At 69.8% G+C, this 12,834-nt stretch carries 10 protein-coding genes; 9 read left to right on the forward strand and 1 reads right to left on the reverse strand.

Features of this window, described 5'->3' with window-relative positions:
* Positions 1-33 precede the first annotated feature (33 nt).
* Genes ACFOYW_RS14865 through ACFOYW_RS14885 form a run of 5 tightly spaced genes read left to right on the forward strand, consistent with a single transcriptional unit; the run spans position 34 to position 4,097 of the window.
* Entirely contained in the window at positions 34-711 is a 678-nt protein-coding gene (locus ACFOYW_RS14865; RefSeq protein WP_390230514.1) for a DUF4129 domain-containing protein, read from the forward strand.
* Positions 708-1,199 (forward strand): hypothetical protein, encoded by a 492-nt coding sequence (locus ACFOYW_RS14870; RefSeq protein ID WP_390230516.1) that lies wholly within the window; start codon positions 708-710, stop codon positions 1,197-1,199. Before ACFOYW_RS14865 ends, ACFOYW_RS14870 begins: the two co-directional genes overlap by 4 nt.
* Entirely contained in the window at positions 1,196-2,173 is a 978-nt protein-coding gene (locus ACFOYW_RS14875; RefSeq protein WP_390230519.1) for an AAA family ATPase, read from the forward strand. Before ACFOYW_RS14870 ends, ACFOYW_RS14875 begins: the two co-directional genes overlap by 4 nt.
* An 11-nt stretch (positions 2,174-2,184) precedes the next feature.
* Positions 2,185-3,561 (forward strand): DUF58 domain-containing protein, encoded by a 1,377-nt coding sequence (locus tag ACFOYW_RS14880; protein ID WP_390230522.1) that lies wholly within the window; start codon positions 2,185-2,187, stop codon positions 3,559-3,561.
* Entirely contained in the window at positions 3,558-4,097 is a 540-nt protein-coding gene (locus ACFOYW_RS14885; protein WP_390230524.1) for a hypothetical protein, read from the forward strand. The genes ACFOYW_RS14880 and ACFOYW_RS14885 overlap by 4 nt, the downstream gene beginning before the upstream one ends.
* 25 nt (positions 4,098-4,122) lie before the next feature.
* On the opposite strand, the gene ACFOYW_RS14890 is transcribed toward ACFOYW_RS14885, so the two are convergent.
* Positions 4,123-5,697: an ABC-F family ATP-binding cassette domain-containing protein gene (locus ACFOYW_RS14890; RefSeq protein ID WP_390230527.1), complete on the reverse strand. Its 1,575-nt coding sequence runs from the start codon at positions 5,695-5,697 to the stop codon at positions 4,123-4,125.
* A 309-nt stretch (positions 5,698-6,006) separates the two neighbouring features.
* On the opposite strand from ACFOYW_RS14890, the gene uvrA reads away from it, so the two are divergent.
* Genes uvrA through whiA form a run of 4 tightly spaced genes read left to right on the forward strand, consistent with a single transcriptional unit; the run spans position 6,007 to position 12,778 of the window.
* Complete coding sequence (gene uvrA / locus ACFOYW_RS14895) at positions 6,007-8,898, forward strand: excinuclease ABC subunit UvrA (protein WP_390231418.1); 2,892 nt, start codon at positions 6,007-6,009, stop codon at positions 8,896-8,898.
* The gene (gene uvrC / locus ACFOYW_RS14900; protein ID WP_390230530.1) at positions 8,898-10,853 is read left to right on the forward strand and encodes an excinuclease ABC subunit UvrC; all 1,956 of its coding nucleotides are present in this window, start codon (positions 8,898-8,900) and stop codon (positions 10,851-10,853) included. Before uvrA ends, uvrC begins: the two co-directional genes overlap by 1 nt.
* A 10-nt stretch (positions 10,854-10,863) precedes the next feature.
* Positions 10,864-11,760, forward strand: a complete 897-nt coding sequence (gene rapZ, locus ACFOYW_RS14905) for an RNase adapter RapZ (RefSeq protein ID WP_390230533.1) — start codon at positions 10,864-10,866, stop codon at positions 11,758-11,760.
* Between the two features lie 40 nt (positions 11,761-11,800).
* On the forward strand, positions 11,801-12,778 hold the full coding sequence (whiA, locus tag ACFOYW_RS14910) for a DNA-binding protein WhiA (protein WP_390230536.1): 978 nt from the start codon (positions 11,801-11,803) through the stop codon (positions 12,776-12,778).
* Positions 12,779-12,834: the final 56 nt, after the last annotated feature.

Here is a 12,834-nt window from a genome sequence, read left to right on the forward strand (position 1 = left end):
ACGACTCGGCAGTTCACTCTGATCGGATGCGTCGTGCTCGGCGTCATCCTCATCGCGGCGACCGCCTGGAGCGGCGGCCCGCACCTCGGCACCCCCCGCTGGGTGCCGAACGCCGGCCTGTTCGGCGGCGCACCACGGCCCATCTCGCCTATTCAGTCGCCCGCACCGACTCAACCGCCGCAGACGGCGAGCAGAAGCGTGTCGGGCCTGCTGGTAATGCTCATCGTCGCCGTCATCGCCGGGGTGGTGCTGTTCTTCATCCTTCGCGCGGTCCTGCGTGGCCGCACTCGACGGATCGCCCTTCCGCCGCTGGGTGCGATCGATGAGGTTCAGACGGCACCCGTCGCCGCCGAGGTCGAGCAGGAGCCCGACGCGCCGACGGTGCACCGCGGCCTGCTCAGCGCGCTCGACGCGCTTGACGGCGAGCGCGAGCCCGCCGATGCCGTGGTGAAGGCGTGGCTGGGGCTCCAGGCCGCGGCCGACGACTCCGGCGTCGAGCGCCGTGCTGCGGAGACGCCGACAGAGTTCACCGCGCGCATCATCACGCGGGTCCGAGCCGACAGCGCTGCGGCCGGCGCGCTCGTCGACGTCTACCAAGCAGTCCGGTTCGGCAGTCATCCGATCACGGCGCATGAAGTGAATACGGCGCGCACCGCCGTGCAGAAGCTTCTCGCCTCCTGGCACGACCCGATGCTCGCGAGCAGGCGATGAGGGGGCTGCCGCAGGGCGTCCGTCTCACCGCTCCGATCGTCGTCGGCGTGCTTGCCGGCGCCGTCAGCTGGTATCTCGGCGCGGCGCTGTGGTGGGCGGTGGCATTCGCCCTGCTCGCGGCCGCACTCACCCTCGGGTGGCGCGCGCTGCCGCACATCGAGGGTCCGATCTGGCCGCAGCGCGCGCCGCAGAAAGACGTCGGCGGTCGTGATGACGTCCAGGTGCTCGGCTGGGCGCTGACCGGCAAGCGGGGGCGAGTGCAGTCGAGGGCGGTCGACCGCGCTCGAACGGTGGCGAGGGAGCGGCTGAGCTTCTACGGCCTCGACCTCGATGAGGCATCCGATCGCGATCGTGTCATCGCGCTCATCGGTGCGCGGCCATACGCGACGCTGCACAGTAACGTGGCGAACATGCCGTCGCAGCGGGCGATGCTGAGCTGCCTCGACGCACTCGACGCCCTCGCGCTTCCAACGAAGGAGAACCGATGACCGACACCCCGAGCGTCGCCGAGATCTCGCGGCTTGCCAACAGGGTGCTCGACCGGGTGGGCACGGTGGTGGTGGGCATGCGCGAGCCGCTCGAGGCCGCCCTCGCGACGATCCTCGCGGGCGGCCATGTGCTCTTCGAAGACGTGCCCGGGCTCGGCAAGACCCTCGCCGCCCGCAGCATCGCCACCGCGCTCGGGCTCGAGTTCCGGCGACTGCAGTGCACCCCCGACCTGCTTCCGTCCGACATCACGGGCTCATTCGTCTACCAGCCGGCCACCGGCGAGTTCGTATTCCGCGAGGGCCCGATCTTCACGGGCCTGTTCCTCGCCGACGAGATCAACCGCACGGCACCGAAGACTCAGTCCGCCCTGCTCGAAGCGATGGCCGAGGGCCAGGTCACGGTCGAGGGCCGAAGCTACCCGCTGCCCACGCCGTTCCACGTCATCGCGACCAGCAACCCGATCGAGTTCGAGGGCACATATCAGCTGCCCGAGGCGCAGCTCGACCGCTTCATGGTCCGCCTCGCCGTCGGCTACCCCGATCGCGACGGCGAGCAGCAGGTGCTTCTCGCGCGCGTCGCGCGGCGGCACGAGGTCGCCACCGTCGAGCCCGTCGTGGACGCGGGCACCCTCGCGGCGATGCAGGCCGGCGTCGAGACCGTCCACGTCGACCCCGACATCGCGCGCTACTGCGTCGACCTCGCCGCGGCGACCAGGCGCCACCCGTCGATCCAGGTGGGCGCATCGCCGCGCGGCTCGCAGGGCCTGATGCTCGTGGCGCGCGCCCGCGCCGTGATCGCCGGCCGCGACTTCGTCACGCCCGATGATGTGAAGGCCGTCGCGTCGTCAGTCCTCGCGCACCGGCTCTCGCTCACCGCGCAGGCCTGGGCCACCGGAGTGGACCCGCGCGACGTCGTCGCGGAGCTCGTGAGCCAGGTCGCCGGCCCGCCCGCGGTCGGCGCCCGGGCTCTGTGAGCACGACCGGCATGAGCACGACCGGCATGAGCGACACGCGTGAGCCGAGCGAGCCGCGCTGGCGGCTCACGGTCGCGCAGACCGGCGCAGTGATCGTCGGTTCTCTGGCGGCGCTCGCCGGGGTCGTCTCAGGTCACGCGGACACCGTCGTGATGGGCGTGCCGCTGCTCGCACTCGCAGCCTGGGCCTGGGACCGCAGGCCGCGTTCAGCATCGGGCGCCGCGGCCCGAGACGCCTCGCCTGTCGAAGGGCCACTGCTTACCGTGAGCGGCGACACGACCGCGACCGCAGGGTCACTGGCGTATCGCGTCCGAGTCGATCCTCAGCCGGGCGTCGAAGCCGTTCAGTTGCGCGTCTTCGAGCTCGGTGTGCACCCGCGTGCCCACGTGCTGGCACTCGCGCCGGGCCACCCGATCGACGTGCGCGGCCACGTGCCGGCACCGCATTCCGGCCCCCAGCGCATCGTCACGGTCGACTGGCGGCTGGTCGCGAGCGGGGGAGCGCTGATCACGGACGTCGGTGGCCCCATCGGCGTCGATCGCGTGATCACCCCGCTGTTCACACCGATCGCCGCCCTGCCGCTGCCTCACCGGCTCACCGGGCTGACGGGTGCGCACGACTCCTCACGGCCCGGCGACGGTGGCGACTTCCACGACCTGGCGCCGTTCCAGCCCGGCGACCGGCTGCGCCGCATCGACTGGAAGGCGACCGCGCGCCTCGCCCGCGAGCCGGGCGAGCTCTACGTCCGTCGCACCCGCGCGCAGGCGGATGCGACGGTGTTCGTCGTCATCGACAGCGGCGACGACGTCGGCGAGAACGTCGACACCTGGGCGCGATTCGATCCCGTTGCGAGCGGCGCGACGACGCTCGACATCGCGCGCTCGGCGGGGTCGGCCATTGCTGCGGGGTACGTGCGCATCGGCGACCGCGTCGGCTTCGCCGACCTGGGCGCTCCCCGCCGCGTGGTGCCCGCGGGCGGGGGCTCGCGCCACCTCGACCGGCTGCTGCGTCAGATCGCCGCGACGGCCCCAGTGGGCAGCTATCAGGCGAGCAGGCGGCCGCCGCTCGTCACGCAAGGTGCGCTCGTCTACATCCTCTCCAGCTACCTCGACGACCGGCCCGTCATGGGTGCCCTCAGTCTCGCTGCGACCGGTCACCGCGTCGTCGCCGTCGACGTGCTGCCGCCCCCTCACCTCGACGAGCTCAGCACCGAGCGGCGCATCGCGCACCGCATCGTGATGATGGACCGCGCCACGCGCTTCGATCGGTTGCGCGGGGCCGGCATCGACCTGCTTGTCTGGGGCACGGGGCGCACGAGTGCCGAGCGGGACGCCGCTCTGCTCGCGCTCGCGCGGCCGGGACGCCCGCTGGTGGGGGTCGCACGGTGAGCGAGGCGCGCGCAGTCGAGCGCCCGGCCAGCACACCGCTCGTGGGCACCGGTGTCACGGTCCCTGCGGTCGCGGTGCGCGCCGCTCTCGGAGTGCTGCTCCTCGCGCTCGCGACACTGCACGCCGGGGACGCGTGGGGGTGGATCGCCGGCATCGCCGGCGCTGCCGCGGCCGTCGGCCCGTGGGTGTCGCTCGCCTGGGTCGCGATGCTGAGCCTCGCGCTGTCCGAATTGACGCAGCCCGCGGGCGCGGCGGCGTGGCATCCGTATCTCGTACTCGCGGGTCTCGTGCTCGCGCAGACCCTCGCGGCCCGCGCAGCCATGACGCCGTGGCGGGCGCGCGTCTCGTTGCGCGTCTTCACCCGCCCCCTGCTCGTCGGAGCCGCCGTCGCCGTGCCGTGCGAGGCGCTGCTCGCGCTCACGCTCTGGCTGCGCGCGACCCCGCATGGCACCTGGCTGCCGGCCGCGCTGATCGCCGCCCTCGCACTGCTCGCCCTCGGCGCCCTTCTCTTCGGCCGCCTGCTCCGATCCGGGTGACAGACCCCGCAGCCCACGGCCCAGCTCACCGGTCCACGAGGCGGAGAATGCCGTCGCGCTCGAGGCGCAGCTCTGCGTCGAGCTGAAGCCGACCAAGAAATCCGCGATCGTGGCTCACGACGATCAGAGCACCGTGATAGGCGGCGAGCGCTTCGACCAGCCGGTCGATCGAGTCGAGATCGAGGTTGTTCGTCGGCTCGTCGAGGACCAGAAGCTGGGCAGGCGGGTCCGCCAGCAGCAGGCGTGCGAGCGCGACGCGGAACCGCTCTCCGCCCGAGAGGGACCCGACCGTCCGGTCGACCATGCGACCGCGGATCAGGAACCTGGCGAGCCGGTTCCGCAGCTCGGCGGTCGGGACGCCCGGCGCGCCTGCGGCCACGCAGTCGAGAACCGTTGCCTGGTCGTCGATCGTGTCGATGCGCTGCGGCAGGTAGGCGACGGGGTCGGCCAGCAGGCCGTCGCCGGCCGCGAGTCGCTCGATCAGCGTCGTCTTGCCGACCCCGTTGCCACCGGTCAGGGCGATTCGCTCCGGGCCCTGCACCACGAACTCACGGCCGTCGGCTCCACGCAGCACAGCGATCCGGCGGCCGCGCGCGACCTCGGGGTCGGGCAGGTCGATCGAGATTCGGTCATCATCGCGCACCAGCTCGTCCGCTGCGTCGACCGCGGACTGCGCCTGGGCCACGCGGTCGTCCTGCTGCGCGCGGAACTTCGCGGCCGACTTCTGGCCCGCGTTCACGACGCCGTTCCACGCCTTTCGGTCGATCGTGTTGTTGGCGCGCTTGCTGCGGCCATCGCGCTCGGTGCGCGCGATCTTGGTCTCGGCGTCGATGCGGTTGCGCTTCTCGACCCGCAATCGCTGCTTGGCGGTCGTGAGCGCCTGCCGTGCCGCGGCCTGCTGGTCAGCGAGGTGATCGCGGTACGCACTGAACGGCCCCCCGAACACGGTGAGCGCGCCACCACGCAGTTCGGCGGTGTCGTCCATCAGCTCGAGCAGCTCGATGTCGTGACTCACGACGATGAGGGTGCCTCGCCACTCGCGGACGAGTTGGTAGAGCCGCGTGCGTGCGTCGCCGTCGAGGTTGTTCGTCGGCTCGTCAAGAAGGGCGACGGATGCTGCGCGCAGGCGCACTCCGACTACTCCGGCCAGCATCGCCTCACCCCCGGAGAGCTCGCCGACGCGCCGGTCGACGTCCGGCGGCAGGCCTGTGGCTGCGAGGGCGGCCGCGGCGCGCTCTTCGACGTCCCAGCCATCGGCGCCGATGACGTCGAAGAGGGCGGGGGAGACGTCGCCCGCGGTCACGGCGCGCACGGCGTCGACAACGACACGGATGCCGAGGAGATCGGCGAGCGAGGCGTCAGCGTCGAGAGTCAGCTGCTGCGGCAGATAGTCGACGGTTCCCGTCGCAGCGACACTGCCGCGGGTGGGCGTGAGGCGACCGGCTATGAGGCGCAGCAGCGTCGACTTGCCTGCGCCGTTCGCGCCGACGAGGCCGGTGCGGCCGCGACTGAACGCGCCGCTCAGGTCGGCGATGGCGAGGTCGCCGTCGGGCCACGCGAAGGAGAGGTCGTTCAGGACGACGGAGGGGCGGCTGAGCATCGAAAAGGCTCCGGTTCGTGTCGGGGGAGCGCCGACACGGCGGAGCCTTGCTGATGAGAAGTCGAGAGCAGGCGGCAGCGTCAGCGCGAGGTCATCGCGAGACCGGTGCTGCCCGTCATCCGTTCGTCCTTCTGATCGCCCCCTGGCATACGCGGTGATTCCGCGGAGGCGCCCAGACAGAATGGCACGAAATCCGGCTGACCGCGAGACCGTCGCTGCGATGCGCGATCGCCCCCACAGCGCGATGTCGGTGGTCGAACCTAGACTCGAAGGGTGACGTCACCCATCATCTCGACAGCGTTCGGCCACGTGCATCCGGTCGATTCGCGCGCCAAGCTCAGCGTTCGCGGCGCGCGCGTGCACAACCTGCACAACGTCGATCTCGAGATCCCGCGCGACGCTCTCGTGGTCTTCACCGGGCTCTCCGGTTCCGGCAAGTCGTCGCTCGCGTTCGACACGATCTTCGCCGAGGGCCAGCGCCGCTACGTCGAGTCGCTCTCGGCATACGCGCGACAGTTCCTCGGCCAGGTCGACCGCCCCGACGTCGACTTCATCGAGGGGCTGAGCCCCGCCGTCTCCATCGACCAGAAGTCGACGAACCGCAACCCGCGCTCGACAGTCGGCACGATCACCGAGATCTACGACTACATGCGACTGTTGTGGGCGCGCATCGGCGTCGCCCACTGCCCGGTCTGCGGTGAGCGGATCCAGCGCCAGACGGTGCAGCAGATCGCAGACCAGCTGATGGAACTGGAAGAGCGCACCCGCTACCAGGTGCTCGCACCGGTCGTGAAGCAGAAGAAGGGCGAGTTCGTCGACCTCTTCGCCGAGCTCGCCGCAAAGGGGTTCGCCCGCGTCCTCGTCGACGGGCAGCAGCACGCGCTCACCGAGCCGCCGACACTGAAGAAGTCGTACAAGCACGACATCTCGGTGATCGTCGATCGTCTCGTCGCCGGCCCAGAGATCCTCGGGCGGCTCACCGACTCGATCGAGACGGCACTGGGCCTCGCCGACGGTCTCGTCGACATCAACTTCGTTGATGAGCCGGCCGAATCGGCTGACGCGTGGGTGACCTTCAGCGAGAAGCTCGCCTGCCCCAACGGGCACCCGATCCAGCTCACCGAGGTCGAGCCCCGCACCTTCTCATTCAACGCGCCGTTCGGCGCCTGCCCCGAGTGCTCGGGCCTCGGCGTGCGCATGGCCGTCGACGACGACCTGCTGCTCGGTGACCCCGAGCTGAGCCTGGCCGAGGGCGTCATCATCCCATGGACGAGTCAGGGCAAGAGCCTCTACCAGTACTACGAGAAGCTGCTCGCGGGTCTCGCGCGCGACCTCGACTTCGAGCTCGAGACGCCGTGGAACAAGCTGCCGGAGCGCGTGCGGGCGGCGGTGCTGCACGGTGAGAACTTCGAGATCAAGGTGAAGTGGCGCAACCGCTTCGGGCGGGAGATGAGCTACACCTCGGGCTTCGAGGGCGTGGTGCCGTACATCGAGCGACAGTACTCGCAGGCCGAGACCGACACGCAGCGGCAGCGTTGGGCCGAGTTCCTGCGGGAGGTGCCGTGCCCCGTCTGCGGCGGAAAGCGCCTCAAGCCCGAGGTGCTCGCCGTGCTGGTGCACGAGCACTCGATCGCCGACGTCGCCGAGCTGAGCCTCACCGACGCCCGCGAGTTCATGAACAAGCTGCAGCTGACCGAGCGCGAAGCGATGATCGCCGCCCAGGTGCTGCGCGAGATCAAGCTGCGACTCGACTTCCTGATCCAGGTCGGGCTGGGCTACCTGAACATGGCACGAGCCGCCGGCACCCTCTCCGGTGGCGAGGCGCAGCGCATCCGCCTCGCCACCCAGATCGGCTCGGGCCTGACCGGCGTGCTCTACGTGCTCGATGAGCCTTCGATCGGCCTGCACCAGCGCGACAACCGCCGCCTCATCGACACCCTCGTAGCTCTACGCGACCTCGGCAACACGCTGATCGTCGTCGAGCACGACGAAGACACCATTCGCACGGCTGACTGGGTGGTCGACATCGGGCCGGGCGCCGGCGTCAACGGCGGCCGCGTCGTGCACTCGGGCACCTACGACGAGCTCGTCGACAACCGCGACTCGCTGACCGGCGACTACCTCGCCGGCCGGAAGGCGATCCCGATCCCGCCGAAGCGCCGCAAGATCGACAAGAAGCGCATGCTGTCCGTCGTCGGCGCCAACGCCAACAACCTGAAGGACCTGACGGTCGACTTCCCGCTCGGCGTGTTTACCGCGGTCACGGGCGTCTCCGGCTCCGGCAAGTCGACGCTGGTGAACGACATCCTCTACCGGGTGCTCGCGCAGCGCCTCAACGGCGCCCGCAAGGTCGCGGCCAAGCACACCCGCGTGACCGGCATCGACAACCTCGACAAGGTAGTGCACGTCGACCAGGCACCGATCGGCCGCACGCCCCGCTCGAACCCGGCGACGTACACCGGCGTCTTCGACAAGATCCGCACTCTCTTCAGCGAGACGGTGGAGGCGAAGTCACGCGGGTACCAGCCCGGCCGGTTCAGCTTCAACGTCAAGGGCGGCCGCTGCGAGAACTGCCAGGGCGACGGCACGATCAAGATCGAGATGAACTTCCTGCCTGACGTCTACGTCGACTGCGAGGTGTGCCACGGCGCGCGCTACAACCGCGACACCCTTCAGGTGCACTACAAGGGCAAGAACATCGCCGAGGTGCTCGACATGCCGATTGCCGAAGCTGCCGAGTTCTTCGAGCCGATCAGTGCGATCCACCGGTTCCTCAAGACCCTGGTCGACGTGGGCCTCGGCTACGTGCGGCTCGGGCAGTCCGCGACGACTCTCTCCGGCGGCGAGGCACAGCGCGTGAAGCTCGCCACCGAACTGCAGCGCCGCACCAACGGGCGCAGCGTCTATGTGCTCGACGAGCCGACCACGGGTCTTCACTTCGAAGACGTCCGCAAGCTGCTGCTGGTGCTCGGCGGCCTCGTCGACAAGGGCAACACCGTGATCGTGATCGAGCACAACCTCGACGTGATCAAGAGCGCCGACTACCTGATCGACCTCGGCCCCGAGGGCGGCGCCGGCGGCGGCGAGGTGATCGCCACCGGAACCCCTGAGCGCGTCGCGCGCGCCGAGAACAGCCACACCGGCTTCTTCCTGCGCGAGATCCTGGGCTCCGACGCGGCCGGCGCGAAGGCATCCGCTTAATGGTGCCGAGCACAGCCGTGCCGGGCACAGCATCGCGGACCGTCCCCTACAAGCCGCGGCCGGGCGAGATTCCGACGGCGCCGGGGGTCTACCGCTTCCGCGACCCGGCGCGGCGCGTGCTCTACGTCGGCAAGGCGAAGAACCTGCGCGCGCGCCTGTCGAACTACTTCCAGCCGCTGCGCAACCTGCACGAGCGCACCCGCCGCATGGTCACGACGGCCGCGAGCGTCGAGTGGACCGTCGTGGGCAACGAGTTCGAGGCCCTGCAGCTCGAGTACACCTGGATCAAAGAGTTCAACCCGCCCTTCAACGTCGTCTTCAAAGACGACAAGAGCTACCCGTACCTCGCGGTGACGCTTGGCGAGCAGGTGCCCCGTGCGCTCGTCACCCGCAACCGCCGCGACAAGACATCGCGGTACTTCGGGCCGTACACGAAGGTGTGGGCGATCCGGGAGACGCTCGACCTGATGCTGAAGGCGTTCCCGATGCGGTCGTGCTCCGACGGCGTGTTCCGCCGCGCCGAGCTGACCGGCAGGCCGTGCCTCCTCGCCGATATCGGCAAGTGCGCCGCGCCCTGCGTCGGCCGCATCACGAAGGAGGAGCACCGAGAGCTCGCCAACGAGTTCGTCGACTTCATGTCCGGCAGCGATCAGCGCTACCTGCGCACGTTGACGCAGGCGATGGCGGATGCTTCGAGCGAGCTGAACTTCGAAGCCGCGGCACGCTATCGCGACCGCATCCAGGCGCTCACCGCTGTGATGGAGAAGACCGCCGTCGTGCTCTCCGACAACGTCGACGCCGATGTCTTCGGTATCGCCCACGACGAGCTCGCGGCGGCCGTGCAGCAGTTCATCGTGCGCGGCGGCCGAATCCGCGGCACGCGCAGCTGGGTCGTCGACAAGGAGCTCGACGTCGAGCTCGGAGAGCTCGTCGAGAACGTGCTGCAGAACGCCTACGACGGCGACTTCGCACCGCCGCGCGAGGTCATCGTGCCCGAGATGCCGGAAGACAGCGCTGTGCTCGAGCTCTGGCTTACGCAGCGGCGCACCGAGTTCGACGAGACGAGTCGCGGGGGAGCGGTGGCGCTCCACACCGCTCAGCGCGGCGACAAGGCCCAGCTCGCGCAGACCGCCGAGCTCAACGCGAAGGGCGCGCTCAACCTGTACAAGACGCGCCGCAGCGCCGACTTCACGGCACGCTCCCAGGCCCTCAACGACATCAAAGAGGCCCTTGAGATGACCGAGGCACCGTTGCGCATCGAGTGCTACGACGTCTCGCACCTTCAGGGCACGAACGTCGTGGCGTCCATGGTCGTGATGGAAGACGGGCTGCCGCGCAAAGACCAGTACCGCCGCTTCTCGATCCCCGACACCACGGACGACACCGACTCGATCTATCAGGTGCTCACGCGCCGTCTCGCCTACCTCAAAGAAGACGCGGCGGCTCCTGTCGCGGAACGCGACGACGAGACCGGTGAGACCCGGCGGAAGAAGTTCGCCTACGCTCCCCAGCTGCTGCTCGTCGATGGCGGGCAACCGCAGGTGAACGCCGCGAAGCGGGCCCTCGATGACTCCGGCCTCGGCGAGCAGGCGCGCGCGGGCATCCAGCTCGCCGGCATCGCGAAGCGCCTCGAAGAGGTCTGGCTGCCTGACTCCGACTACCCGGTGATCCTGCCGCGCAACTCCGACGCGCTGTTCCTCATCCAGCGCATCCGCGACGAGGCGCACCGCTTCGCGATCACGTACCAGCGGCAATCCCGCAGACGCGACATCTCGACGGTCCTGGGCCAGATCCCGGGCTTCGGACCAGCGCGGGTCAAAGAGCTGCTCACCCACTTCGGCTCGGTGAAGCGCCTCCGCGAGGCATCCGTCGAGGAGATCGCCGAGGTGCGCGGCATCGGGCCCGCGCTTGCGAAGGCGGTGCACGACTCTCTCCACGAGTCTTCTGGCACCTAGGCTGGGACACGTGACGGCCCAGCCAGCCCCGCCCGAATCGACGGTCTCCATTCAAGAGGTGCTCATCGTCACCGGCATGTCCGGTGCGGGCAGGTCCACTGTGGCCAAAGCGCTCGAAGACCTCGACTGGTTCGTCGTCGACAACCTGCCGCCGCAGATGCTGCGCCCGCTGCTCGACCTCGCGAGCCACTCCGGCGACGAGATGCCGCGCATCGCCGCGGTCCTCGACGTCCGCGGCCGTGACTTCTTCACCGAGCTGCAGGACCTGCTGCCATCGCTGCGCGACAACGTCGAGCTGGGCGTGATCTTCCTGGATGCCGCCGATGCCACGCTGGTGCGCCGCTTCGAATCGGTACGGCGCCCGCACCCGCTGCAGGGCAACGGCACGATCCTCGACGGCATCATGGAGGAGCGCACGCGCGTGAAGCAGCTGCGCGAGTTCTCTGATCGGGTGATCGATACCTCCGACCTGAACCCGCATCAGCTGACGAACCTGATCCACGACACGTACAAGACGGACGGCACACCTGGGGTCCAGGTCACGATCGAGAGCTTCGGCTTCAAGTACGGCCTGCCGACCGACGCCGACATGGTCGGCGACGCGCGTTTCCTGCCGAATCCGTTCTGGGTGCCGGAGCTCCGACCGCTCACGGGGCAGGACGCGCCGGTGTCCGAGTACGTCTTCGCGCAGGACGGCGCTCCGGAGTTCGTCGAGCTGTGGCAGAAGCTTCTCGGCGTCGCGCTCGACGGCTATCAGCGCGAGAACAAGCGTCACGCGCTGGTCGCGATAGGCTGTACCGGCGGCAAGCACCGCTCCGTCGCCATCGTCGAGGAGCTTGCGCGGCGGGTTTCTTCCCTGCCTGGTGTGGCCGTCAACGTCAAGCATCGTGACCTTGGCCGCGAGTGACGCGGCAGATTGGACATAACTCAGTGGCAGGTTGGTTCGGATGGCGCTGACGGCGGATGTGAAAGAGGAGCTGCTCTCGGTCGATGCCGGCAAGAACGCGGTGCGCGCAGCCGAGCTGGCCACCATCCTGCGCTTAGCGGGTGGTCTGCACGTCATCTCGGGTCGCATCGCGATCGAGAGCGAGCTCGACAGCCCCCAGCTGGCTCGGCACGTGGTGCGCGCTCTCGGGGAGCTGTACGGGGTGCGGGCTGAGGGCACCGTGATCCAGGCGTCCGGCTCGCGTCGTAGCGAGCAGTACGTGGTGCGCGTGGTCGAGGGCGGCGAGACGCTCGCCCGCCAGACCGGCCTGCTCGACGCCCGTCGCCGCCCGATCCGAGGCCTGCCGAATCGCCTCACGACCGGCTCTCGGGAAGAGCTCGCAGGGGTGTGGCGCGGTGCATTCCTCGCCGCAGGCTCACTCACCGACCCCGGCCGCTCCGCCGCGCTCGACATCACGTGCCCGGGCAACGAGGCCGCCATGGCGCTCGTCGGCGCCGCGGGCCGTCTCGGCATCGCCGCGAAGGCCCGCGAGGTTCGCGGCGTGCATCGCGTCGTGATCCGCGACGGCGAGGCGATCAGCGCGATGCTCGGCGCCATGGGCGCAGCGGGCACCGTTCGCAGCTGGGAGGAGCTTCGCCAGCGCCGCGAGGTGCGGGCGACGGCGAACCGTCTCGTCAACTTCGACGATGCCAATCTTCGACGCAGCGCACAGGCCGCGGTGGCCGCGTGTGCGCGCGTCGAGCGCGCACTCGAGATCCTCGGCGACGACCTGCCGGAGCACCTGCGCTACGCGGGTCGCCTGCGACTCGAGCACCGCGACGCCAGTCTCGACGAGCTCGGCCACCACGCCGATCCGCCGATGACGAAGGACGCGGTCGCCGGCCGCATCCGACGGCTGCTCGCGATGGCCGACAAGAAGGCCGACGAGCTCGGGATTCCGGGCACAGAGGCGAGCGTTCCCCCCGAGCTGGAAGAGTAGGCCGCTCCGGAAGCCGGCGCCTGGCGCGACCGCGAATGGCCGCGGACCGGGCACCA

Source organism: Gryllotalpicola reticulitermitis (genome assembly GCF_042651345.1).
Classification (GTDB): Bacteria; Actinomycetota; Actinomycetes; order Actinomycetales; family Microbacteriaceae; genus Gryllotalpicola; species Gryllotalpicola reticulitermitis.

What these genes read in the sequence shown, in the direction of transcription:
- ACFOYW_RS14870 (WP_390230516.1), top strand. Translation starts at nt 708, where the DNA reads ATGAGGGGGCTGCCGCAGGGCGTCCGTCTCACCGCTCCGATCGTCGTC.
- ACFOYW_RS14880 (WP_390230522.1), top strand. Translation starts at nt 2,185, where the DNA reads ATGAGCACGACCGGCATGAGCGACACGCGTGAGCCGAGCGAGCCGCGC.
- uvrC (WP_390230530.1), top strand. Translation starts at nt 8,898, where the DNA reads ATGGTGCCGAGCACAGCCGTGCCGGGCACAGCATCGCGGACCGTCCCC.
- ACFOYW_RS14875 (WP_390230519.1), top strand. Translation starts at nt 1,196, where the DNA reads ATGACCGACACCCCGAGCGTCGCCGAGATCTCGCGGCTTGCCAACAGG.
- ACFOYW_RS14890 (WP_390230527.1), bottom strand. Translation starts at nt 5,697, where the DNA reads ATGCTCAGCCGCCCCTCCGTCGTCCTGAACGACCTCTCCTTCGCGTGG.
- whiA (WP_390230536.1), top strand. Translation starts at nt 11,801, where the DNA reads ATGGCGCTGACGGCGGATGTGAAAGAGGAGCTGCTCTCGGTCGATGCC.